Source organism: Pseudomonas sp. G5001, from assembly GCF_013385475.1.
In the GTDB taxonomy this organism is placed as follows: domain Bacteria; phylum Pseudomonadota; class Gammaproteobacteria; order Pseudomonadales; family Pseudomonadaceae; genus Aquipseudomonas.
Window position 1 is genome coordinate 30,741 of record NZ_JACAPZ010000001.1, and the last position, 22,849, is coordinate 53,589.

A 22,849-nucleotide genomic window follows, 5' to 3' on the forward strand; every position below is an offset into this window, starting at 1 on the left:
GTATGTTTTTTGATCAGGCAGCATGAGCATCCTCGGGTAGAATGCTCGGCCTACTTTGCCGAACCGCAGTTATCCCCATGCCCCAGACTCAAACCCCATCTCAACACGTCATCATCATCGGCGGCGGCCCGGCCGGGCTGATGGCCGCCGAAGTGTTGAGCCAGGCCGGGATCCGGGTCGACCTGTACGACGGTATGCCCTCGGTAGGCCGCAAGTTCCTGCTGGCGGGCGTGGGGGGCATGAACATCACCCATTCCGAACCGTACCCGGCGTTTCTGGCGCGCTATGCCGAACGGGCGCCGTGCATGGCGCCGTTGCTGCGCCAGTTCGGTGCCGATGCGTTGTGCGAATGGATACACGGGCTGGGGATTGAAACCTTTATCGGCAGCTCCGGCCGGGTGTTTCCTACTGACATGAAAGCCGCCCCGCTGCTGCGGGCCTGGCTCAAGCGCCTGCGCGACCACGGCGTAGTTATCCACACCCGCCATCGCTGGCTGGGCTGGAATGCCGACGGCAGCCTGCTTATCCACAGCCCCGAGGGCGACAAAAGCGTACGCGGTGATGCGGTGTTGCTGGCCTTGGGCGGCGGCAGTTGGTCGCGCTTGGGCTCGGATGGGGCGTGGCTGAAGTTGCTGGAAGACAAAGGCGTGCCTTACGCGGCGTTGCAACCGAGCAACTGTGGCTTCGAGGTGTCGGCCTGGAGCGAGTTGATGGTCAGCAAATTCGCCGGGGCACCGCTGAAAAACGTCGCCATTGGCCTGGCAGACGACAAGCCACGGCTGGGGGAATGTGTGGTCACCGCCACGGGCATCGAAGGCAGCCTGATCTATGCGTTGTCGGCACCGATTCGTGAGGCGATCAACCGGGATGGATCGGCCACGGTGCACATTGACCTGTTGCCGAGTAAGCCACTGGACAAGGTGATCGCAGCGCTGAGCAAGCCGCGCGGCTCACGCTCGATGAGCAAGCATTTGCACAGTCAGTTGGGACTGGATGGGGTGAAGGCGGCGCTTTTGCGCGAACTGGCACCGGCGGAGCACTTCAATGATCCGGCGCAGCTGGCGGTGGATATCAAGGCGCTGCCGCTGACGCTGGTGAAAACCCGGCCAATGGATGAAGCCATCAGTACCGCAGGCGGCGTGCCGTTTGAGGCGCTGGATGAACGCTTGATGATCAAGCAATTGCCGGGCGTTTTTTGCGCAGGCGAGATGCTGGACTGGGAAGCGCCGACGGGCGGGTATTTGCTGACGGGGTGTTTTGCCAGCGGGCAGGCGGCAGGGCGCGGTGTTCTTGAGTGGTTGAGGCCGGCCACCCCGGCATGACCCACTCACCCCATCACCGCCCGGCAGCAAAGTTACCTCTGACTCAACTGGCTGTTAGATCGGGATAGGCACGTTTAAAAGCTGTTACTTGCTTCTGCAGGAAAGCATCCTCTTCAGGCAGTAAAATTTTCAGATTTTCTATATAACCTGAATACGCACTGAAGAGTCTGGAAGGATCGCCGTGTTTCAAATCGTTCCATTCCTGCTTGAAGGCGTAGCTGAGTTTCTGGCCCTCTTCCTGACTGGTATAAAGCATATCCTGTAGATACTTATCCAATGGCGCCCTTATCTCAGGACTGATCGAATAATTAGCCTCATACAACGACATCAACTCTCTGAACGAATGGATTGCCTGCCCATACTCGCCGCGCGCCGCATGATCTTCAACCCGGGACCTTAATTCGGCCACACGCAACTCTACCTGCTTGAAAGCTTTCTCGTCAGCGGCCTTGCCTTTCTTGATTTCGCCGTCTACAACAACGCCGCCGATAATGCCCGCCGCCGCCAGGACCGGCAAAACAAAAGGTACTAAAAACACAGCCATATCTACATCTCCATCTAAGTTCGTCATTCAGAAATCAGTTTCTGACTCAACCTCAGTGGAAATGAAGCATTTTAAGTTCCAGCACTTAAACACGGCGACAATTACAAAAAATATCCAAATCACAAGCAATAACTCATCAAGGATGACGAGGCACAACTTGACGCGAGCGGAATTGCTCCGCTCACGATAGTCACTATGCGTTTACTTGATAACCAACAAGCCCTACTTCTTTTTCCGCGGCCCGGTGTTAAACACGGGCACCTTACGCACTGGCTTGATCGAAGGCTCGACCGGCGTCGCCTCCCCGCTGTCCACCCACTTGCCCAGGTTGCGCTTGCCACCACCGCCGCCCGAAGCCTTGGGTTTCTTCGGCTTTTTCGGCTTCTTCACCACCTGACCAGTGGCATCGGTATCAGGCACACGGTGCTCCGGTTCGAAGTCCTGCTCCATCTTCCGGGTCAACGTCTGACGGGTCAGCATCTCGATGGCCGACAGCATGTTCACTTCATCGGCGCACACCAGGGAAATCGCCTCACCGGTGTTGCCCGCACGACCGGTACGGCCGATGCGGTGGATGTAGTCCTCGGCCACGATCGGCAGGTCAAAGTTGACCACCAGCGGCAAGTCTTCGATATCCAGGCCACGGGCCGCCACGTCGGTGGCCACCAGGATCTGCACGTCGCTGCTCTTGAAGCGATCCAGCGCACGCTGGCGCGTGGCTTGTGGCTTGTCGCCGTGAATCCCGTCGGCATTGATGCCCAGGCCCTGGAGTTTTTCCACCAGCGCGTCCACACCGTTACGGGTCTTGGCGAACACCAGCACCTGCTTCCAGCGGCCCTTGCGCATCAGGTGCACAAACAGTTCCGCCTTGCGCTTCTTGTCCACCGGCACCACCCATTGCTTGACGGTGTTGGCGGCGACGTTGCGCGGGCTGACTTCGACGGTCAGCGGGTCGTTGAGCATCTGCCCGGCCAACTGGCGGATCTCGTCGGAGAAGGTTGCGGAGAACAGCAAGGTCTGGCGCTTTTTCGGCAGCATGCGGTAGATGTTCGCCAGTTCTTCGGAGAAGCCCAGGTCGAGCATGCGGTCGGCTTCATCCAGCACAAGGGTTTGCAGCTGGTTGAGCTTCAGCGCGTTCTGGCGGAACAGGTCGATCAGGCGGCCAGGGGTGGCGACCAGCACATCAACGCCTTTGCGCAGCTTCATCATCTGCGGGTTGATGCTCACGCCGCCGTACACGGCGTAAGTGGTCAGCGGCACGTTTTGGGCGTACTCGGCGACGCTCGCATGAACCTGCTCGGCCAGTTCGCGGGTCGGGCACAGGATCAGCGCGCGCACCGAGTTGGCGCTGACTTTCGGCCCTTCCATGGTCAGCAGTTGCAGCAGCGGCACGGCGAAACCGGCGGTCTTGCCGGTGCCGGTCTGGGCCGCAGCCATCAGGTCACGGCCTGCCAGCACCGCCGGAATGGCTTGCGCCTGCACCGGCGTCGGGGTCTGGTAGCCAAGCGTCTCAAGGGCGCGCAGCAAGGGTTCGATCAGGCCAAGTGTGGCGAAAGTCATGGAAATACCGTAGGAAAAAGTCAGCGCAAGGTCGCAATGCGCGGCAGTTTACCTTATTTCCGGTTTTGGCTTTCGCCACTGTGGCAGGCTGATCAGCAGCACCGCGCTGATAATCACCAACATCGCCAGGGCTTCCTCCGTGCCGATGGTCTCACCGACAAACACAATCCCGAGCAACACCGCCACCGCCGGGTTGACGTAGGCATAGCTGGTAGCCGCCGCCGGGCGTACGTGCTTGAGCAGGTACATATAGGCATTGAAGGCGATGATCGAGCCGAACACGGTCAAGTACGCCAGGGCCAGCCAGCCTTCCAGCGGCGGCATGGCTTGGAGGTGTTCGCCGCTGACGGCACTGAGCAACAGCAGCACGAAACCTGCGATCAGCATCTCCGCCGCACTGGCCATCGCGCCTTGAGGCAGCGGCAAATGCTTGCTCCACACCGAACCAAAGGCCCAGGCCGCCGCCGCAAAAATCAGCAAGGCCGCACCGGTGGGGCTCGATTGCAGGTTGGAGCCCATATTGAGCATGGCGATACCGATAATCCCCAGCACCACCCCGGCCCATTCCAGACGGGTATTACGCGCGCCCCAGAAATAACCACAGAGCAAGGTGAACAACGGCACCGTCGCCACCGCCAACGCGGCCACGCCGGAAGCCACGCCCGTATGTTCGGCCACACTGACCGCACCGTTGCCGAAGGTCAGCAGCAAAATGCCGATCTTCGCGGCAGCCTTCCACTGCACCCAGGTCGGCGCCGGGGCCCCACGCCAGCGCAGGAAGGCATACATCAGCGCGCCCGCCGTCATAAAGCGAATCCCCGCCAGCAACAGCGGCGGCCAGTACTCCACACCAATGCGAATCACCAGGTAGGTAGACCCCCAGATCACGTACAACGCAAAAAAGGCGGCGATCAACGGTAAGGGAAAGCGACGTGGGCCAGGCATTGGGCAGCTCTGTGGCAGGACAAGGGAGCGTTATTTTAGAAATCCCCGGCCGTAAACATAAGTTACAAAACCTGTTTAAAGCGCCAGTACACTTTTCAAAACATGGTTATCAAGGCTATAAACCGTGCTTTCGAAAGCTATGCATTCCCGGAGCCTTATCATGGACAAATACGACCGTATGCTTCTCAGCGCCCTGCTGGAAGACGGCCGCGCGTCCTACGCGCAACTGGCGCGCACCGTGAACCTGTCTGCGCCCGCCGTGGCTGAGCGGGTGGCGAAACTGGAAGCCAGTGGTGTGATTACCGGGTATCAGGCCAAGGTCGACCTGTCGAAGGTGGGGTTGCCGATCCAGTGCGTGATTGAGTTGCGGTTGACCAATCATGGGAGCCAGAAGGTTTACGACGCGCTGTCGGAAATTCCCGAGTTGACTGAATGCCATCGGGTGACGGGCGATCCATGCGTGATCATGCAGGCGGCGGTGGGCTCGATGCCGGAGCTGGAGAACCTGATCAATCGGGTGGCGAAATTCGGGTTCAGCAAGACCTCGATCATCTTGTCGAGCGCGATAGAGCGGCGGGTGCCGTTGGGGCAGCTGGAAGGGAATGGGAAGAGTGGCAACTGAACACGCCGCTCTGCAGCTCGTTCCCACGCTCTGCGTGGGAACGCATCCGGTGACGCTCTGCGTCACAACTTGAAGAGCGGACGCAGAGCGTCCAGGGCGGCATTCCCACGCGGAGCGTGGGAACGTTCGCCATAGTTGACCGAGTTGCCTGAAACACCCTCGCTCAACTGTGGGAGCTGGCTTGCCTGCGATGACGTCAGTAGCTTCACTGATTCGAAGGTGGTGGTGGATCGGTCGCTGGACTGCTTACAGCCTCGATAACACCGCAAAACTAATGTGGGAGCGGGCTTGCTCGCGAATGCGGTGTGTCAGTCAGCGCATGTGTTTGCTGATACTCCGTATTCGCGAGCAAGCCCGCTCCCACATTTGGATCTTCGTCATGTTGAAGATGGAGTTCTGCTCAAGCGACTTAGAACCCGCGATGCTTCTTCAGATGATCATTGATCTTCGCCGCCGGAACCTTCTGCAAGCTGCACAGCAATTCGTGTGACAACTCCCGCAACCCGTGGGTGCGACGCAGTTCCTCGGCCAGATGCGCGGTAAGGTTCGCCGCCATCTCCGCGTCCGCCATCGCCCGGTGGGCCTTGCCGGTGTGGGGCAGTTGGGCAAACGAGGTCAGGGTACCCAGCTTGTGGTTCGGCGCCGCCGGCATCAAGCGTCGCGCCAGCAGCAACGAACAGGCAAATTTCTGCAAACGCGTACGCCGGATCAACCCCAGCTCGAAATCCCAGAACTTCTGGTCAAACGCGGCGTTGTGGGCCAGCAGCGGCGTGGTGCCGACAAACTCGTTCACCTCGTTCATCACCCGCTCCGCCGACGGTGCGGTGCGCAGCATGGCGTTGCTGATGCCGGTCAGTTGCTCGATAAACCCCGGCACACGCACACCAGCGTTCATCAGGCTCTGGTAGCGGTCCACGATCTGGCCCTGCTCCAGGATGACCACGGCGATTTCCGTGGCCCGGCAGCTGCTGCTCGGCTGGATGCCGGTGGTTTCAAAGTCGATGACCGCTATACGTTCCAAACCTGTTCCAACTCCGTCAAAAATCTATTTAAGCAGCAACGCGCCTTCAATCGGCACGTAGCGGCTGGCGGCGCGTATCAATGAGTTGGCCGTCAGCCCCGGCACGCCGTAGGCCACGGCTTCGACGCCGTGCTTGCTGATGATGCGGTCCAGCAGCATGTCGAAATCACCGTCGCCGGAGGCCAGCACCACTTCGTCGACATGGGCGGCGGCGTCCATGATGTCGATGGTGATGCCCACGTCCCAGTCGCCCTTGGCCGAGCCGTCGCTGCGCTGGATGTAGGGCTTGAGCTTCACGGTAAAACCCAGGTTGCGCAGGATCTGCTGGAACTGCTGCTGTTTGCTGTCGCCACGGTCGATGGCATAGGCATACGCCTCGACAATCTGCCCGCGCTGGCTGATATCAGCCCACAGGGCGGCGTAGTTGAAGTGACAGCCGTACGCCTGGCGCACGGTGTAGTAGAGGTTTTGTACATCGGCGAACACGGCTATCTTTTTCACCGCAAATCCTCATGACACGCGCATGGACCCCGGACTCAAGGGCCCGGAAAGGTTGCCAGTATGCCAGCCACAAGGGAGTTTCCGAGAAAAATCAGCCCGGGGCGACGAAGCGCCCCGGTTGAGTGTGGGTCAGACGAAGGAGTCGTCGTCGCCAAAGGAGGAGGAGTCGTCGGAATAGTCGTTGTCGGCGAAGCTGTCGGAGGCGTTGTCGCTGCCCCAGCTGTCGTTGCCGGCATATTTCTGGTCGTCGTTGCCCCAGTTGCCATTGTCGCTGGCCGGGGCCGGCTCTTCGCGGATGATCTCTTCAACCACTTGCGGTTGTTGCGAGTTGTGGCTGAACAGGCTGCTGATGCCTTCTGCCAGCATCACACCACCGGCCACGCCAGCTGCGGTTTTCAGGGCGCCGCCGAGGAAACCGCTGCCAATCGGCGCTGCGGGTGCCTGTTGGGGCTGCTGATAGTTCTGCTGGGGAGCACCGTAGTTCTGCTGCGGCGCAGGTTGCCCGCCAAACGACGGACGCGCTGGTTCACGCCAGCCACCGCCCGACGACGCAGGTGCGCTCTGGGTCGGCTGCGGGTCACGGGAACCGCCGCCGAAAATGCTCGACAGGAAACCGCCACTGCTCGGTGCAGGCTGCGCCGCCTGGGACCTGGCCTGTTGCAGTTGGTCCTGCAACTCCTGGATCTGCTGGGCCTGCTGCTTGTTCTGCGCATCGAGGCTCTTGATCGCGTGCTCTTGCACCAGAATCGACTGGGTCATGTAGTACGCAGCGGCCGGTTGGCGAGTGACGTGTTCCTTGATCCGCGCTTCAGCCTGGGCGTCGCGGGGGGCTGAGTCCGTTTCGGCTTGCTGCAACCGTGAAAACAGTCCGTCGATCAGGGTTTGTTCTTCGCTGTTCATGGCGACCTCGTTAGATTGCCGGTAGAAATCTTCGCCTTGCGCACGATGTGCAAGGTACAACCCAGTTATGGGGCTGTTGCTGATTGTTTCAATGGTCTTTACGCAAGGTTTACGTTTGCTTGCATCTGCTCATGATCGGTTAAAGTAACGCCCTTGCTTTTCGGCCTGTGAAGACCCTGATGAATCCGTTAGACGTATTGCGCGACTCCTTCTTCTTTTTCAAGCGCAACCTGGGCGCCATCGTGCAGTTGTGCCTGCCACTGGTGATCCTCGAAGCCCTGCTGCAACAGGTGCTCGACCACACGCTCGGCCCAGATGCGTTTCCCGGTTACAGCGTGGTGATCGGGCTGCTGGTGTACCCGCTGTACACCGGCGCACTGATCCTGTTCCTCGACGCCCGCACCCGGGGTGAATCGCCGCGCACCCTGGATGTGCTGGCCATGGCCCTGACCCTGTGGCCGCGCTTTGCCCTGCTGACGGCAATCAGCACGCTGCTGATCCTGCTGGGCCTGTCGCTGTATTTCCTGCCCGGCCTGTGGCTGATGGTGGTGCTGGCTTTCGCTGAATACCTGCTGGTGCTGCGGGGCATGTCGGCGCTGTCGGCCATGAAGGAAAGCCTGCGCCTGACCCGTGGGCATTTCTGGCGGATCCTGGTGTGCCTGCTGTGCGTGATGACCCCGCTGTGGTTGCTCAAGGGCGCCAGCGTGGCCGTCTATCCGGACCCGAACCCGCTGCTGGGCCTGCTGATCGACAGCGCACAAAGCTTCCTGCAACTGTTCACCAGCGTGGTGTTGTTCCGCCTGTTCATGTTGATTGGTGGCGACGCCGACGCGCGGTGATATGCTCCGGGCCTGTCCTGCAACGCCATAAGCCGAGCCGATGACCCGACTACTGCGCATTACCTTGGTGGGCCTGCTGATCCTCGCGGCCCTGCTGACCGGCTTGATCTACAGCCTGACCTGGCGCCCTGCCGACAAGGAAACCCTGCCCATCCGCTGCGTCGCGCCCCGTGCGCCGACCCTGCTGCCTGGGCAGGCGCTAAAGGTCATGACCTGGAACGTGCAGTACCTGGCGGGCAAGAACTACGTGTTCTGGTACGACACCCCGGACGGCAGCGGCCCGGACGACCGCCCGACCGTTGAAGACATGGCTTCAAGCCTCGACGAAGTGGCGCGGGTGATCCGCGACGAGCAGCCCGACATCCTGCTGTTGCAGGAAGTCGACGAAGGCGCCAAGCCTTCCAGCTACCAGGACCAACTGGCCTTGCTCCAGGAGCGCCTGGCCGACCTCTACCCGTGCAGCGCCCAGGCCTTCGACTGGAAAGCCGACTTCGTGCCCGACCTGCATATCTTCGGCAGCGTCGGCCGCAAGCTGGTGACCATGAGCCGCTACCAGATCGAACACGCCGAGCGCCTGCAATTGCCGGTGGCACGCGCCAACCTGATCAGCCGTCAGTTCCAGCCCAAGCCCGCGTTATTGCTGACCTACCTGCCGTTGAGCGATGGCGGCCAGTTGGCCGTGCTCAATACTCGCCTGGACGGCGCGGCCCCCGGGCACAACGCCGTGCTGGAACAGGTGCAGGCGACCGTCAAGCTGGTGGATAAATTCGAGAGCCGTGGCACGCCATGGCTGATGGGTGGGGATTTCAACCTGCTGCCGCTCGGGCAATTCCTGCGCCTGGACCCCGGCAAGCGCGGGCAATACTCGCCGGACAGTGAGCTGCACCTGCTGTGGGAAAAGTACCCGATGATCCCGAGCAACAGCCAATCCAGCGGGATTGACCGGGACCAGTGGCTGACGTATTTCCCGAATGACCCAACCGTAGAGGGGCCGGATCGTACGCTGGATTACCTGTTCCACAGCTCGCGCATCAAGAAGGTTGAGAGCAAGGTGCGCCAGAGCGATACGGTGCGTATCTCCAATCATTTGCCGGTGATTGCGCGGTTCCTGTTGCCCGCCGCGCAGTAAGCCACGCGGCGAAACAGTGTGGGAGCTGGCTTGTGTGGGAGTCGGGCTTGCCCGCGATGCAGGCACCTCGGTCTATCCGACAGACCGAGGTGATGCCATCGCAGGCAAGCCAGCTCCCACATTAGATCTGCGATGTACTTACTTTCTCGGCTTGATCCGGGCAGTCGGTTCAGCAATCAACGGATCATCCGGCCAGTAATGCTTCGGATACCGCCCCTTCAAATCCTTCTTCACCTCGGCGTAAGTACTGCGCCAGAAGTTCGCCAGGTCCTGCGTCACCTGCACGGGCCGTCTGGCCGGCGATAACAGGTGCAGCTTGACCACCTGCCGCCCGCCGGCAATCCGTGGGGTGTCCGCCAGCCCGAACAATTCCTGCAAGCGCACCGCCAGAATCGGCGGCTGCTCGCTGTAGTCCAGCCGCACCGACGAGCCCGACGGCACCTTCAGATGGTGCGGCGCCAGCTCGTCCAACCGCGCCGGCAACGGCCACGGCAGCAGGTTATGCAGGAAGCTGGAAATATCCAGAGTGGAAAAATGGCTCAGGCGCGACACCTTGCCCAGGTACGGCATCAACCAGTGTTCCAGGCTGGCAAGCAAGGCGCTGTCGCTGACATCCGGCCATTCACTGGCCTTGCCGCTATCCAGACCACGCAGCAGCATCACCCGCGCCTGCCATTGGCGCAGCTCCGGGGTCCAGGGCAGCAGTTCCAGACCTTTGCGCCGCACCAGGTTGACCAGCGCCTGGCTGCGGGCGGACTCGTCGAGGCCGGTCAGCGGTTCGCGGCTGAGCACCAGTTCGCCGACCTTGCGCTGGCGTTCGGCCCGCAGCACGCCCTCGCGCTCATCCCAGTCAAGCTGGTCGACATTACGCACCTGCTCGGCCAACACCGAGTCGAACAGCGCCGGATCAAAATCCGCCGCGAGGTAAATCCGTTCTTCACGCTGGCCCTGGCGGCTGCCCAGATCGGCGATCACCAGCCAGGGTTGCTTCATCAGGCTGTCGGCTTCGGCGAACAACGCGGCACGGCCGTTGGCGAGGCGGTATTCGGCACCGCCCGCCCGCCGTTGCTGGGCGACGCGGTCCGGGTAGGCCAGCGCCAGCAACGCGCCGAGCCAGCGCGGATGATCGGGATCAGCCACCGGCTGCTCTGCCTTGCCTCTTAAATAGCCACGGTATTGCCGCGCCAGTTGCCGGGCACGCTGCACGCCGCCCTGGGTGCCACGGGCCTTTTCTTCACCGGATAACAGGGCCAGGCGGCTGTGCAAATCCGCACCGGCACCACGCAGGATATCGCGCTCACCCAACAGTGCCGCCACGTCACAGGCCATGCTCGCCAGGCCCAGATCCTGACCACGCAGCAGCAAATGAGCGATTCGCGGGTGCGCCGGCAACCCGGCCATTTTCTGGCCGTGGGCGGTCAGCTTGGTATCGCTCAACGCTCCGAGGCGCTCGAGCAAATCCTGGGCCTGTGCATAAGCCGCGGTGGGCGGAACGTCGAGCCATACCAACTGAGTAGGCGCCACGCCCCAGCGACCCAATTGCAGGGCCAAACCGGAAAGATCCGCCGAGAGAATTTCCGCGCTGGAATACGCCGCCAGCCCTTCATGCTGGTCCTCGGACCACAACCGATAACACACCCCCGACTCCAGTCGCCCTGCCCGGCCGGCACGCTGGGTGGCGCTGGCGCGGGAGATGCGCTGGGTTTCGAGACGGGTCATGCCGCTGCCCGGGTCGAAACGCGGGACCCGCGCCAACCCGGCGTCGATCACCACGCGCACGCCGTTGATGGTCAGGCTGGTCTCGGCAATGTTGGTGGCCAGCACCACTTTGCGCTTGCCGGCGGGCGCCGGGTCGATGGCGGCGCGCTGGGCGGCCAGGTCCAGTTCGCCGTGCAGCGGGCATAGCAGCACATCGGGGTTATCGCCCAGCGCGTCAGCCAATTGCTGATTAACCCGACGAATCTCGGCCTGCCCCGGCAGGAACACCAGCACGCTGCCGGCTTCATCATGCAGGGCTTCAAGGATGGTCTGCACCAACCGTGGCTCGATAAATTCGCCGGGCTGGAATGGCCGGCCCCAGCGCATCTGCACCGGGTACATGCGCCCTTCGCTGCGCAGGATCGGCGCGTCGTCCAGCAACCCGGCCAGGCGCTCGCCTTCCAGGGTGGCGGACATCAGCAGGATCTTCAGTGGCTGCTCGTCGCGAAACAGGTCTCGACCATTGAGACTAAGGGCCAGCGCCAGATCGGCGTCCAGGCTGCGTTCGTGGAACTCGTCGAAGATCAACAAACCCACGCCGTCGAGTGCCGGGTCATCCTGCAGGCGACGGGTGAGGATGCCTTCGGTGACTACTTCAATACGGGTGTTGGGGCCGACCTTACTGTCCAGGCGAATGCGGTAGCCGACGGTTTCGCCGACCTTTTCTCCCAACTCGCTGGCCAGCCTTTCTGCCGCTGCACGGGCGGCCAGGCGGCGGGGCTCGAGCATCAGGATGGTTTGCCCGGCCAGCCAGGGTTCATTCAACAGCGCCAATGGCACCCGTGTGGTTTTACCGGCGCCGGGCGGTGCTTCGAGCACGGCTTCATGGCGCGTCGCCAGGGCGTCACGCAGGGCAGGTAAAACATCATCGATTGGCAACGAATTCATACTGGCTCCAAAGCAGAGCGGCGAGTATAACGGCGAACTGCCGGGTGTCGGTGGTGGTCTCAACGACACGGCCCCGTACTGACTGGAATGCGGTCAACGGTGGGAGCGGGCTTGCCTGCGATAGCGGTGTTCAGCCAACACACCTGACACTGGACCACCGCCATCGCAGGCAAGCCAGCTCCCACATTTGATCATCGTCGCCTTGTAGACTGGCTTATAGTCACTTTCATTATGTTCAAGGAGAGTCCCATGCGTGTTGCTTCCCGTGTCATCGGCGGTGTTCTGGCCGTCACCCTGCTGAGCCAGTTGACGGCCTGCGGCTCGATTTTCTACCCCGACCGCCGGGGCCAGATCGACGGCAAGATCGACCCGGCAATTGCCGTGCTCGATGCGGTCGGCCTGCTGTTCTACGTGATCCCGGGCCTGATCGCCTTTGGTGTCGACTTCGCCACCGGCGCGATCTACTTCGAGCCGGGCAAAACCGCCCAGGTAGCTCCGGAAAAACTCCAGCAAGCCATCGGCGCCGACGGCAAGGTCGATAACGCCAAGCTGCAAACCATCATCCAGAAAGAAACCGGGCGCAATCTGCCGCTGGACGACCCGCGCATGATCCAGTTCAAGGGCAGCGTGCAACAACTCGCCACCCTGGGCCTGCAACCCGCCGCTTAAGGACTGACCCGCCCCATGACCACCAGTCCCGAACACGCCCGGCTGTTGCGCCTGGCCACCCGCGCTTCCGTCGGCGTGGCCTGTGTGCTGATTGTGACCAAGGCCATCGCCTGGTGGCTCAGCGGCTCGGTGAGCATGCTCGCCGGGTTGACCGACTCGCTGCTCGACGGCGTTACCTCGTTGCTCAACTTGCTGGCCGTGCACTACGCGTTGCGCCCGGCCGATGACGATCACCGGTATGGCCACGGCAAGGCGGAATCCCTGTCGGGCATGGCCCAGGCGTTGTTCATCGCCGGCAGTGCGGTGTTGATCGCCTTCCAGGCGTTCCAGCGTTTGCAGCATCCGGAACCTGTGGGCGCGCCATGGCTGAGTATTGGCGTGATCGTTCTGTCCCTGGCGTTGACGGCGGCGCTGCTGATCCTGCAATACCGGGTGATCCGCGAAACCGGCTCCAACGCCATCCGCGCCGACTCGCTGCACTATCGCTCAGACATGATGCTCAACGGCAGCATCCTGGTGGCGCTGGTGCTGGCGGCGTTTGGTTTTCATCAGGTGGACGCCTGGTTCGGGCTGGGCATCGCGGCCTACATTTTGTGGAGCGCCATCCAGATCGCCCGGGAAAGTTTTTCGGTGCTGATGGACGAGGAACTGCCGCCGGATGTCAGCCAGCACATGCTGGAACTGGCGTGCAGCGTGCCCGGTGTATTGGGTGCCCATGACCTGCGCACGCGGATTTCCGGCAGCCACTGGTTCGTGCAGTTGCACCTGGAGTTACCGGGGGAATTGAGTTTGTCCGTGGCCCACGGCATCAGCGATCAAGCCGCCGATGCCATCCACAAAGCCTACCCGCGAGCCGAAGTGCTGGTGCACGCCGACCCGCAGGAAGTGGTCAAGGGCGCGAAGGCCTAGTACTGCACCTGATACCCGCGACTGCTCAGGCAGTTGCCCTGGGCCTGGCGGTAGGTTTGCACCACGGCCGGGTCGGGGGCGTAGGTGACGGTCCTTGGGTCAAAGCCACTTTGCTGCACCGCCCAGCGATAGCAGTCGTAACCGTCCTGCTGGACCTGCGCCGGTGACTGGCCGTTGGCCGGGTAAGCCACCACGTCATAACCATTGCCCTGGGGCACGGGTTGCGGCGCTGGCGCGGCGGGTGGCGGCTGCACCACAACGTACTGCTGGCTGCTTTCTTCGTAGGTGTAATAGGCACCGGCGGCGAGGAAGAACAGCGCACTGCCCACCCACACTTCCCGCGCGTAGTCGGGCAGGTATTGCACGCGAATCCCGTAAGGCGGCGTCACGACGACATAGCGCGGGCCTTGTGGGCGATACCAGTAGCCACCCGAGAAGAAGTAGTCCTGGCCGCGATACGGCACGCGGTAATTGCGGTCGGGGAAGCGATCGACGATATAACCCGGACGGTATTGCGGGCCGGGCCCCCAGCCATTGCCGTGCCCGTCGGGGCGACCTGGCCAGCGGTGATCGTTGGGGTGGTTATTGCCACCGCCGTTACCCCCGTTGAAGCCGGGCCGGCCCGGGCCACCCTGGCCGCCATTGCCGGCCTGCCAATGCTGGTTGCCGTCGTTGCGACGCGGGATGTCCTGGTAATTGCCCTGACGCGGTTCCTGGGTCTGGCGCACGGTATCCGGGCGACCCTGGATCGGCAGGTTATTGGCCGGCTGCGGCGCCGGGTGCGGCGGTTGCTGCTGGTTGCCTTGTGGACGACCTTGCCACTGGCCACCCCCATTCGGGCGCTCGACATTCTGGTTCTGCGGCCGTGGCTGATTGTTTTCGAAATGCTGATTCTGCGGACGCGGCTGATTGTTCTCGGGCCGAGGGGCTTCAGGACGCGGTTGATTATTTTGTGGTCGCGGTTGGTTGTTCTGCGGCCGAGGCTGATTATTGCCTGGATGCCCTTCCGGGCCTCTTTCATGCTGACCACCGCCTTCCTGGCGTGGCGGGTCGTCGGCCATCACTTGCGCACCAACGCTCATCATCAGCAAACCAACACCTGCCAAACGCCAGATGCGCTTCATGCTATTCCTCACTGCGGATTAGGGCCTACACGTAAGACTGGTAAACCGGGGCCCGGTTCTGCGAGAGGTTATCAGTCACGAGAAGTATTTTCGCAGGCAATAAAAAGGGGCGACCCGTCGGTCGCCCCTTGAGAACTTCGTCCTGGCTCAACGCTTTTGACGTTGGCTCACCTCACGCCGTCTTGTGGACAGTGTGCAGCCCGGGGGCCGGGGCAACCCTGTGGGGTTGGCGGCCGCAGCCGGCCTTATTGGCGGGCTGCAGTGGACTGTATGTCCGGGCAGTGATTCTGTTGATAACTCTACGCCTCGGCCTCGGGCAGATGATTGCGAAGATTGCGTCAATAAACAGTGCTTGCGCAATTTTTAACCCTGGATAGATAATTCACCGCAATAGTTACGACAAAGGCCAGCCCCATGAGCAAACTTGACCGATACGACCTGAGTATTTTGGCGGAATTGCAGCGCGACGCGAGGATCTCCAACCAGGAGTTGGCCGAGCGCATCGGCCTGTCGCCTTCGCCGTGCTCACGCCGGGTCAAGCAACTCGAAGACGACGGCTACATCGCCCGCCAGGTCGCCTTGCTCGACCGCAAGATGCTCGGCCTGAGTCTCACGGCCTACGTGCTGATCGGCATGGACCGACACACCCCCGAACGTTTCGAGAACTTCGAAGCGGCCATCCGCACCTTGCCGCAAGTGCTGGAATGCAGCCTGGTGACCGGGATGGACGCCGACTATCAGCTGAAAGTGGTGGTGCCAGACATGGATCACTACCAGAAGCTGCTGCTGGGCCACCTGACCCGCATCGAAGGCGTCACCAGCGTGCGTTCAAGCTTTGTGCTGAACCAGGTGCTCAACAGCACCGAGCTGCCGCTGACCCACCTGCGCACTTAAGACCAGCGCGGAACAAATGTGGGAGCGGGCTTGCTCGCGAATGCGGTGTGCCAGGCACCGAATGTGCTGACTGATCCACCGCATTCGCGAGCAAGCCCGCTCCCACATTTTGACTGTGTTCCCGCAGGGTGGTAAGTCTGCGGCAGACCGACGCAGGTCAATGTCGCGCCGATTGCCCTGGCGTATAATCGGCGCCCTGCCCCAGCCGGAAACGACCCGATGAACTCGATTGATCCCGCCGTGTTTGAAGAATGGATGATGACCGGCCTGGTCAGCATCCTGATCATTTTCATGGGCTTTATCGTCTGGGACCTGGCGAAGAAATCCAAGGCCGGGCGCTTTGGCTCGATGATCCTGTTCTTCGTGCTGGGCCTGGGCGTTGCCGCGTTCATCATCAAGAGCGTGGTGATCGGCCTGATCGAGTCCGGCGCCTTATAAGCGCGCCGGCACTTCTTTCCATTGGCCTTGGTCCAGGCCGTCGATTGACCAGTCACCAATCCGCACCCGCACCAGACGCAACGTCGGCAAGCCTACGGCGGCCGTCATGCGCCGCACCTGGCGGTTACGCCCTTCACGAATCACCAACTCCAGCCAATGGGTCGGCACGCTTTTGCGAAACCGCACCGGCGGGTTACGTGGCCATAGTTGTGGCTCGTCCAGTTGCCGGGCTTCGGCGGGCAGGGTCATGCCGTCGTTGAGCTCCACACCGTCGCGCAGGCGTTGCAGCTGTTCCTCGGTCGGTTCGCCTTCCACCTGCACCCAATAGGTTTTCGCCAGCTTGTGCTTGGGGTCCGCGATGCGCGCCTGCAATTGGCCGTCGTTGGTCAGCAGCAACAGGCCTTCACTGTCACGGTCCAGGCGCCCGGCCGGGTAAATGCCGGGGATGTCGATGAAATCCTTGAGGGTCGCCCGCCCGCCTTCATCGCTGAACTGGGTCAGCACATCGAAGGGTTTATTGAACAGGATCAACTTGGGATCGGCCGGTGGCGCCTTGGCGACACGACGCGGGGCTGACGAGGTTTGCGGACTTTTCACACCGGGGCGGCGGGAAACAGGACGGGCAGGACGGGACATGGCAAAGGAACATCTAACGGTCAGGACCGACAATGCTAGTGGCCTGACCGTTAAATAACCATCCCAACCGTTTAGCGGAACGGCGGCTCGTCGAAGCTGCGCAGTTTGCGCGAGTGCAGCGAGTTGAGTTCGGTGCGCAACAGATCCACCGCCTCGATGCCGATCTTCAAGTGCTGGCTGACCGCACGCTCATAGAACGCGTTGGCCGATCCCGGCAGCTTGATCTCGCTGTGCAGCGGTTTATCCGACACACACAGCAACGTGCCGTACGGCACCCGCAGGCGGTAGCCCTGGGCGGCGATGGTGCCGCTTTCCATATCCACGGCCACGGCGCGGGACAGGTTGATCAGCGGACGCTCCTGGGCCCAGCGCAGCTCCCAGTTGCGGTCGTCGTAGGTCAGCACGGTGCCGGTGCGCAGGCGTTTTTTCAGCTCTTCGCCTTTCTCGCCGGTGACGTTGGCCGCGGCTTGCTGCAAGGCCATCTGCACTTCGGCCAGGGCCGGGATCGGAATGTTCGGCGGCACTACCCGGTCGAGAATCCCGTCGCGACGCATGTAGGCGTGAGCCAGCACATAGTCACCGATGGTCTGGGATTGGCGCAGCCCGCCGCAGTGACCAATCATCAGCCAGCAATGCGGACGCAATACGGCGAGGTGGTCGGTGATGTTCTTGGCATTGGACGGGCCGACGCCGATGTTCACCAGGGTCACACCATGGCCGTCGCTGGCCTGCAAGTGGTAGGCCGGCATCTGGTAGCGGTGCCAGACCACGCCGGCAGCAATGGCAGACGCTTCGCCGTGGTCCATGCTCTTGTCGATGATCACATTGCCCGGCAGCACCATGCGGATAAAGCGCGGGTCGCTGCGCAACTGTTCCAGGCCATGCACGATGAACTGGTCAACGTAGCGGTGGTAGTTGGTCAGCAAAATCCACGGCTGCACATGGCGCCAGTCGCTGCCGGTGTAGTGCACCAGCCGGCGCAGGGAGAAGTCGACGCGGGCGGCATCGAACAACGCCAATGGCAGCGGGTCGGTGTTTTCCCAGTCGTATAGGCCGTCGGCGATGCCATCGGTGGCGGCAGACAGGTCGGTACTCGGGAACACCCGCGCCAGCGTGGCGGCAGTTACACCGGAGCCGGCCAGTTCGTCACCCTGCTCCACCACGTACGGGTAGGGAATGTTCTGCTGGCTGACGCCCACTTCCACCGTCACGGTGAAGTCGTGCATCAACGGCACCAGTTGCTCCAGCAGGTATTTGCGGAAGGCCGACGGATGGGTGACGGTGACGCTGTAGGTCCCCGGCAACTGAACCTTGGCATACGCCCGGGTGGTCTGTGGGACTTCGCCCTGCACCAGGTAGGTCAGGCGCAGTTCCGGGTAGCGAAACATCGCACGTTGTTCAGCGTCGGGTTCGACGCGGTCTTTGAGGTAGCGCTTGAGGGCTTGATTGAGCGCGCCGGTAGCACGCTCATGGAGAGCCGCCAGCCGATCCACGGCTTCTTCGGCGGTTTGAACGACAACAAAAGCTTCGGTCACGGTAAGCATCCTGTGTTCTGACTTGCAGGCCTTCATCTTGCCTGTATCCCTGGCGCACTGGAACACCGGAATTGGAATGCGATCAATAATGTGGGAGCGGCGGTGCGACGATTCGACTTGCTCGCGAAAGCGCTAGGTCAGTCAGCACATGTATTGGCTGATCCACCGCCTTCGCGAGCAAGCCCGCTCCCACATTTTTGCCCGCATTCATTCAGAGGATTTGAGGTGTCGACCGGGCGACGATGGCCTCCACATCCACACCGCGCGGCAAGGTGCCATAGACCCGGCCCGACGACTCGCCCAGTCGGCTGGCGATAAAGCCATCACTCACACTGGCATTGCCCGCCTCCAGCAGCAGCTTGGCCTGCAACGCCACCGCAATGTCCTCGGTCAATTGCCGGGCACGGTATTGGATGTCCTGGGTGTCCATGAACGCCGACTTCAACTGCTCGATATGCCGCGCCAGGTGCTTGTGGCCATGACCATCCCCCAGCTCGACAAACAGCGCCTCCAATACGCCCGGTTCTTTGGACAGGGCCCGCAGCACATCCAGGCACTGCACATTGCCGGAACCTTCCCACGTCGAGTTGACCGGCGCCTCACGGTACAAGCGCGGCAGGATACTGTCCTCGACATACCCCGCACCGCCCATGCACTCGGCGGCTTCGTTGATCATCGCGGGCGCGCGCTTGCAGATCCAGTACTTGCCCACCGCCGTCACCAGCCGGGCGAATTTGGCCTCCTGTTCGTTATCCAGATGGTCCAGCGCGCGCCCCATGCGCATGCTCAAGGCCAGGGACGCCTCGCTTTCCAGGGCCAGGTCGGCCAGTACGTTCTGCATCAACGGTTGCTCGCTGAGCACCCGGCCACCTACCAGGCGGTGAGCGCAATGATGGCTGGCCTGGGTCAGCGCCTGGCGCATCAGGGCGCTGGAGCCGACCATGCAATCGAAGCGGGTCATCGCCACCATCTCGATGATGGTCGGTACGCCGCGCCCTTCTTCGCCGATCATCCAGGCCAGCGCGCCACGAAACTCCACTTCGCTGGAAGCGTTGGAGCAGTTGCCGAGCTTGTTTTTCAGGCGCTGGATGTAGAACTCGTTGCGGGTGTCATCCGGGCGGTGCCGGGGCAGCAGGAAACAGGTCAGGCCCTTGTCGGTCTGGGCCAGGGTGAGGAAGCCATCGCACATCGGCGCGGAGCAGAACCACTTGTGCCCCACCAGCTCATACGCCTGGCCCGGGCCGCCAGCGCCCACCGGGTAAGCGCGGGTGGTGTTGGCGCGCACGTCGGTGCCACCCTGTTTCTCGGTCATGGCCATGCCGATGGTGGCGCCGGCCTTGTGGGCGATGCCGACGTTGCGCGGGTCGTATTCGGTGGCGAGGATTTTCGGCAGCCAGGTTTCAGCCAGGTCTGGCTGCAGGCGCAGGGCCGGGACGCAGGCGAACGTCATGGTCAGCGGGCAGCCGGTGCCGGCTTCGGCCTGGCTGTGCAGGTAGGTCATCGCCGCGCGGGCCACATGGGCGCCGGATTGCGGATGGGCCCACGGCAACGACGGCAGGCCGTGTTCGACGGCGGTGCGCATCAGCTCGTGGTAGGCCGGATGAAACTCCACCAGGTCGATGCGATGGCCAAACCGGTCATGGCTGTTGAACACCGGTTTGTTCTGGTTGGCCAGGAACCCGGCTTCCATCAGCGGCCCGCCCGCCAGCGCACCATAGATGTCGATGCGCTGCTCGGCCCAGCCGGCGCCGAAGCGCCGGGACCAGTCTTGCAGCGGCAAGTCGATACGGTACAGGTTGGTGCCGTCCAGGGACGGTGGCTGGTTGGTGACGTCGTGGGTTTCGGCGAACTGGTGCAGGTGCATGACGGGCCTCCTGAAAAAAGGCCACGTTCATTGAGGCCTGAATTTCAGTTAAGCACCGTCACCCGGGTTAAAAAAGTGGCATAAACGCCTAATTTGCGGCGCTTTCACCCTCAACCATATGCAACAACCGCAGTTGCAGCACCCGTTGCAGGGCCTCGAAACGTACCGGCTTGGCCACTCGGTCGGTGATACCCACGCCGTGGCAGCGCTCGCGTTCCGGGGCTTGTAACGAGGTGCTCAAGGCGATCACCGGCAGCTCACCACAGCCGGGCAACGCACGGATCTGGCAGCACAGCGAAAAGCCGCCCTCGGGCACATCCAGCAACACTGCGTCGAAGGTTTGGCTCTGCAGCAACGCCAGGGCGGCCGGCCCATTGTCGACGGTTTTCACCCGATAACCGAGCTTGAGCAACATGCCGCGCACCACCAGTTGCGCCACGCTGTTGTCGTCCACCAGCAGCACCGTGCACTCCTGCGGCGTGCGTTGCGCCTGCGGTACTCGCCGCACGGCAGCCGGTTCTGGCTGGACGGGGCTGACTGCAAGTTCCAGCTGGAAGCGACTGCCGCGCCGCGGCTCGGAATTGTGGGTGAGGCGCCCACCGAGCAACTCGATCAATTGCCGGCAGATCGCCAGGCCGATGCCCATGCCGCCGTATTGACGAGTGGTCGAGCCATCGAGCTGGAAGAAGCGCTGATACAGGGTCGCCTCATCGAGGTAGGCGAAGCCGATGCCGGTGTCAGTGACAATGAAGGTCAGGCGCAGCGTTCCGTCCGCCTGGGGCACACCGACCACCCGCACACGCACCGAGCCCTCGTGGGTGAACTTGAAGGCATTGTCCAACAGGCAATCCAGGCACTGCGCCAGCTTGCCGGGATCACCGTTGATGCGGTCCGGCAGGTCTTCTGCCAGATCAATGGAGAACGCCAACCCTTTGTTCTGGGCGCTGGCCGCGAACTGCTGGCGCAAGGTGTCGAGCAGCCCACGCAGGCTGAACACTTGGGGTTGCGGGCTGAGGCGCCCGGCCTGCAATTCGGTGAGGGTGAGGATGCCGTTGACCATGCGCATCATCTCGCGGGCCGCACCGGAGGCGGTTTGATGGTACTGCGCGAGGTCGCCTGGCAGCGGCTCGGTCTGCATCAATTCCAGGGAGCCGATCACACCGTTCATCGGCGTGCGCAGCTCGTGGGTCAAGGTGGCGAGGAATTCATCCTTGAGCTGGTTGCTGTGGGCCAGTTGCGTGTTGAGCACTTCGAGTTTCTGGCTGGCGTCGAACAGGATTTGCGCCTGTTGCTCGCGCATCGAATTGATCCGGTCGGCCAGCGCCAGGGACAGCAAGGCCACTTCCAGTGCCGAGCCGATCTGGCTGGCGTACATCGTGAGGAACACATTGGGCAGGTAGCCCAGCACCATCATCGTATTGACTACACCGCCCAGCAGGAACGCGGTCCAGGCGATGATGAAGTAGCGCGCCATGCGCTGGCCGCAATACCAGGCCTTGATGGCCGCGACGAAGATGGTCACGGTAAAGACCAGCGCCAGGGCGGTGGCCAGGCGTAGCGCCAGCGCATAACTGGTGAACAATGCCAGCACCATCACCACCCCGCCGCTGACCGCCAGGGCCAGCAACAGCCGGTTGATCCAGCGACTGTAAAGCGCGGTGTGCAGGAAACTGCGGGCAAAGAGGCTGCCGAACAGCGCCGCCGAACCGATCAGGAAGGGCACCGCCGCGTTCGCCCACCACGGGTTATTCGGCCAGAAATACTGCACGGCCACGCCGTTCACCGACAGCTGATACAGGCCGAACGAGGCGATATAGAGGATGTAATAGAGGTAGCTGGTGTCGCGCACGCTCAGGTAGATGAACAGGTTGTAGATCAGCATGCCGAGCAACACGCCGTAGATCACACCCAGCACGTACAGGCGCAATGGCTGTTCTTCGAGGTACGCGGTGGTGGACCAGAGGGTCAGCGGTGCCTGGATCGAGCCCTGGCTTTGCAGGCGCAGGTACAGGGTTTCCTGCTGGCCAGGGACGAAGTCGAGCTTGAACAGGTAGTTGCTCTGGCGGATTTCGCGGCTGGAAAACGGCAGGATGCTGCCGGTGCGCGACACCAGTCGATAGTTGCCGACACTGTCAGGCTCGTACAGCTCCAGTTGGTTCAGCGGCGGGTAAGCCAGTTCCAGCAGCCAGCGGCGCGGGGCATCCGGGCGCTGTGCGCGGTAATGCAAATCGACCTTGAGCCAGAACACCGAGCGCGAATAGCCGGCATTCAATGTGGCTTTGTCGTGGGTCTTGAAACGACTGGCGAGGACCGGCGAGCTGATATCGCCAATGGTCAGGGCGCCACTGGGGTCCTCAAGGACTTGCATCACTTGGCCCAGGGGCAACCGCGTGGTGGTCTCGTTGAACTCGACTGCGCCGGCCAGCATCGGCAGCCCGGTCAACAGTAACATCAGCAAATAGCGCATAGAGCCCCAGCGTGACCTGTCCGGTTATGTCAAAAGCCTCCATTCCTTTTGAGCAGACGTAAACCGGCGATACAGTTATTGGTTTGAATCCACTCTAGCATAGCCATTACAGGCCAAAAGACACCATTGAAATAATTTTTTGAAAGGCTCTAGAGCGGGCATTACAGGGCATTTGACCTGCATTTCACGATGATAGCAAACAGCCATCTCCACCTTCGCCTCCGCTAAAAATTCAACCATCGCCCGACAGCCACCCAAAAAGCGTTTGGTGGTAAGCTCGCGCA

The 22,849-nt window shown here is 62.0% G+C and carries 20 protein-coding genes; 8 read left to right on the plus strand and 12 right to left on the minus strand.

Annotation, left to right across the window (positions count from 1 at the left end):
- Nucleotides 1-77 precede the first annotated feature (77 nt).
- A complete protein-coding gene (locus HX805_RS00140; protein ID WP_177116495.1) occupies nt 78-1,322 on the plus strand; it encodes a TIGR03862 family flavoprotein in 1,245 nt (414 codons plus the stop codon).
- A gap of 43 nt (nt 1,323-1,365) precedes the next feature.
- Here HX805_RS00140 and HX805_RS00145 read toward each other — a convergent pair whose 3' ends face one another.
- The 3 genes from HX805_RS00145 to yedA all read right to left on the minus strand — a co-directional run bounded on the left by HX805_RS00145 (nt 1,366) and on the right by yedA (nt 4,371).
- A complete protein-coding gene (locus HX805_RS00145; protein WP_238544249.1) occupies nt 1,366-1,893 on the minus strand; it encodes a hypothetical protein in 528 nt (175 codons plus the stop codon).
- Between the two features lie 195 nt (nt 1,894-2,088).
- Nucleotides 2,089-3,426 (minus strand): DEAD/DEAH box helicase, encoded by a 1,338-nt coding sequence (locus HX805_RS00150; RefSeq protein ID WP_003215511.1) that lies wholly within the window; start codon nt 3,424-3,426, stop codon nt 2,089-2,091.
- A 48-nt stretch (nt 3,427-3,474) separates the two neighbouring features.
- Nucleotides 3,475-4,371 (minus strand): drug/metabolite exporter YedA, encoded by an 897-nt coding sequence (gene yedA, locus HX805_RS00155; protein ID WP_008436601.1) that lies wholly within the window; start codon nt 4,369-4,371, stop codon nt 3,475-3,477.
- A gap of 160 nt (nt 4,372-4,531) precedes the next feature.
- On the opposite strand from yedA, the gene HX805_RS00160 reads away from it, so the two are divergent.
- On the plus strand, nt 4,532-4,993 hold the full coding sequence (locus HX805_RS00160) for an Lrp/AsnC family transcriptional regulator (RefSeq protein WP_003215506.1): 462 nt from the start codon (nt 4,532-4,534) through the stop codon (nt 4,991-4,993).
- A gap of 409 nt (nt 4,994-5,402) precedes the next feature.
- On the opposite strand, the gene HX805_RS00165 is transcribed toward HX805_RS00160, so the two are convergent.
- From HX805_RS00165 to HX805_RS00175, 3 genes are all read right to left on the minus strand, one after another.
- Entirely contained in the window at nt 5,403-6,014 is a 612-nt protein-coding gene (locus HX805_RS00165) for a PolC-type DNA polymerase III (protein ID WP_003215504.1), read from the minus strand.
- A 24-nt stretch (nt 6,015-6,038) separates the two neighbouring features.
- A complete protein-coding gene (locus tag HX805_RS00170; protein ID WP_003215502.1) occupies nt 6,039-6,515 on the minus strand; it encodes an NYN domain-containing protein in 477 nt (158 codons plus the stop codon).
- 129 nt (nt 6,516-6,644) lie between these two features.
- A complete protein-coding gene (locus HX805_RS00175; protein ID WP_008436594.1) occupies nt 6,645-7,415 on the minus strand; it encodes a DUF2076 domain-containing protein in 771 nt (256 codons plus the stop codon).
- A gap of 179 nt (nt 7,416-7,594) precedes the next feature.
- On the opposite strand from HX805_RS00175, the gene HX805_RS00180 reads away from it, so the two are divergent.
- Together HX805_RS00180 and HX805_RS00185 are read left to right on the plus strand one after the other, a co-directional pair.
- Nucleotides 7,595-8,254 (plus strand): YciC family protein, encoded by a 660-nt coding sequence (locus tag HX805_RS00180; protein WP_003215498.1) that lies wholly within the window; start codon nt 7,595-7,597, stop codon nt 8,252-8,254.
- A gap of 40 nt (nt 8,255-8,294) precedes the next feature.
- Nucleotides 8,295-9,383 carry an endonuclease/exonuclease/phosphatase family protein gene (locus HX805_RS00185; RefSeq protein WP_177021499.1) on the plus strand — a complete coding sequence of 363 codons (1,089 nt, stop codon included), beginning with the start codon at nt 8,295-8,297 and terminating at the stop codon, nt 9,381-9,383.
- A gap of 138 nt (nt 9,384-9,521) precedes the next feature.
- Here HX805_RS00185 and hrpB read toward each other — a convergent pair whose 3' ends face one another.
- The gene (gene hrpB, locus HX805_RS00190) at nt 9,522-12,029 is read right to left on the minus strand and encodes an ATP-dependent helicase HrpB (protein ID WP_177116496.1); all 2,508 of its coding nucleotides are present in this window, start codon (nt 12,027-12,029) and stop codon (nt 9,522-9,524) included.
- A gap of 249 nt (nt 12,030-12,278) precedes the next feature.
- On the opposite strand from hrpB, the gene HX805_RS00195 reads away from it, so the two are divergent.
- Nucleotides 12,279-12,698 carry a hypothetical protein gene (locus tag HX805_RS00195; RefSeq protein WP_003215492.1) on the plus strand — a complete coding sequence of 140 codons (420 nt, stop codon included), beginning with the start codon at nt 12,279-12,281 and terminating at the stop codon, nt 12,696-12,698.
- Between the two features lie 15 nt (nt 12,699-12,713).
- Nucleotides 12,714-13,607, plus strand: a complete 894-nt coding sequence (locus HX805_RS00200; protein WP_008436590.1) for a cation diffusion facilitator family transporter — start codon at nt 12,714-12,716, stop codon at nt 13,605-13,607.
- On the opposite strand, the gene HX805_RS00205 is transcribed toward HX805_RS00200, so the two are convergent.
- The gene (locus HX805_RS00205; RefSeq protein WP_102604764.1) at nt 13,604-14,731 is read right to left on the minus strand and encodes a DUF6515 family protein; all 1,128 of its coding nucleotides are present in this window, start codon (nt 14,729-14,731) and stop codon (nt 13,604-13,606) included. The genes HX805_RS00200 and HX805_RS00205 overlap by 4 nt on opposite strands.
- A gap of 414 nt (nt 14,732-15,145) precedes the next feature.
- On the opposite strand from HX805_RS00205, the gene HX805_RS00210 reads away from it, so the two are divergent.
- Together HX805_RS00210 and HX805_RS00215 are read left to right on the plus strand one after the other, a co-directional pair.
- Nucleotides 15,146-15,625, plus strand: coding sequence for an Lrp/AsnC family transcriptional regulator (locus HX805_RS00210; protein WP_003194418.1), 480 nt, complete (start codon nt 15,146-15,148; stop codon nt 15,623-15,625).
- Nucleotides 15,626-15,853: 228 nt separating this feature from the next.
- Entirely contained in the window at nt 15,854-16,063 is a 210-nt protein-coding gene (locus HX805_RS00215) for a DUF2788 domain-containing protein (RefSeq protein WP_026077819.1), read from the plus strand.
- Here the strand turns inward: HX805_RS00215 and HX805_RS00220 are convergent.
- The 4 genes from HX805_RS00220 to HX805_RS00235 form a co-directional block, all read right to left on the minus strand.
- A complete protein-coding gene (locus HX805_RS00220) occupies nt 16,058-16,699 on the minus strand; it encodes a pseudouridine synthase (protein ID WP_003215483.1) in 642 nt (213 codons plus the stop codon). The genes HX805_RS00215 and HX805_RS00220 overlap by 6 nt on opposite strands.
- 71 nt (nt 16,700-16,770) lie before the next feature.
- Complete coding sequence (gene amn, locus HX805_RS00225; RefSeq protein WP_172834544.1) at nt 16,771-18,270, minus strand: AMP nucleosidase; 1,500 nt, start codon at nt 18,268-18,270, stop codon at nt 16,771-16,773.
- Between the two features lie 175 nt (nt 18,271-18,445).
- A complete protein-coding gene (locus HX805_RS00230; RefSeq protein WP_177116497.1) occupies nt 18,446-20,098 on the minus strand; it encodes an acyl-CoA dehydrogenase family protein in 1,653 nt (550 codons plus the stop codon).
- A gap of 88 nt (nt 20,099-20,186) precedes the next feature.
- Nucleotides 20,187-22,565, minus strand: a complete 2,379-nt coding sequence (locus tag HX805_RS00235) for a hybrid sensor histidine kinase/response regulator (protein WP_008436587.1) — start codon at nt 22,563-22,565, stop codon at nt 20,187-20,189.
- Between the last annotated feature and the right edge of the window lie 284 nt (nt 22,566-22,849).